We start from the raw sequence: 1,292 nt of genomic DNA, 5'->3' as shown, positions 1-1,292 counted from the left end.
CGTGCTAAAACTCCAGATGAGTTTCGTGAGCAATTTCCCTTCATTCGTGAGTTGTTAGACCATCTTGGGATTCGCCATTATGAGTTGGCCCAGTATGAAGCGGATGATATCATCGGGACTCTGGGCCGTTTGGCTGAGAAGGATTCCTTCGATGTGACTATCGTTAGCGGAGATAAGGATTTGATCCAGTTGACGGATGAGCATACGGTAGTCGAGATTTCTAAGAAAGGTGTGGCTGAGTTTGAGGCCTTTACGCCAGGCTATCTTATGGAAAAAATGGGCCTCACACCAGCTCAGTTTATAGACCTCAAGGCCCTGATGGGGGATAAGTCTGATAATATCCCTGGTGTTACTAAGATTGGTGAAAAGACGGGCATCAAGCTCTTGCTAGAACACGGATCGCTAGAGGGTATTTATGAACATATCGATGGGATGAAGGCTTCTAAGATGAAGGAAAATCTCATCAATGATAAGGAACAAGCCTTTTTATCTAAAACACTAGCGACCATTGAAACTCAGGCACCAATTGAGATTGGACTAGATGATTTGGTCTATAATGGCCCAGATGTGGAAAATCTCGGGAAATTCTACGATGAGATGGGTTTCAAACAGCTCAAACAAGCTCTAAATGTGTCATCAACGGATGCGCCTGAAAGCTTGGATTTCGCCATCGTTGACCAAGTCAGTCAAGACATGCTGAGCGCAGACTCTATCTTCCACTTTGAACTCTTTGGTGAGAACTACCATACAGATGACTTGGTTGGTTTTGCTTGGTCTTGTGGGGATAAACTTTACGCTACAGATAAACTTGAGCTTTTACAGGAGCCTATTCTCAAGAATTTTCTAGAAAAAACACCTCTGAAAGTGTATGACTTTAAGAAAGCGAAGGTTCTTTTAAATCGCTTGGGCTTGAACTTGCAGGCCCCTGCTTTTGACAGTCGCTTGGCCAAATACCTTCTCTCTACTGTCGAGAATAATGAAATTTCAACCATTGCGAATCTCTACGGTCAAACATACTTGGTCGATGATGAGACTTTCTACGGTAAGGGTGTCAAGAAAGCTATCCCTGAGAGAGAGAAATTCTTGGAGCATTTGGCTCGCAAGGTTGCAGTATTGGTTGAAACAGAGCCGGTTTTACTCGAAAAACTCAGTGAACATGGACAGTTAGATCTCCTCTATGATATGGAGCAACCTCTGGCTTTTGTCCTTGCTAAGATGGAAATTGCTGGTATCAAGGTCAAAAAAGAAACCCTACTTGAGATGCAGGCTGAAAATGAGGTCGTCATTGAGCA

Annotated in this window: 1 protein-coding gene; it reads left to right on the top strand. The window is 43.5% G+C overall.

Annotated elements, in window-relative coordinates; translation table 11 throughout:
• The coding region (locus GMD6S_RS09195) for a 5'-3' exonuclease H3TH domain-containing protein (protein ID WP_000304551.1) at positions 1–1,292 on the top strand (1,292 nt) is incomplete at both ends.

Source organism: Streptococcus sp. GMD6S (assembly GCF_000297015.1).
Note: the sequence above shows the minus strand (reverse complement) of the source record. Positions and strands in the feature narration are given on the sequence as shown.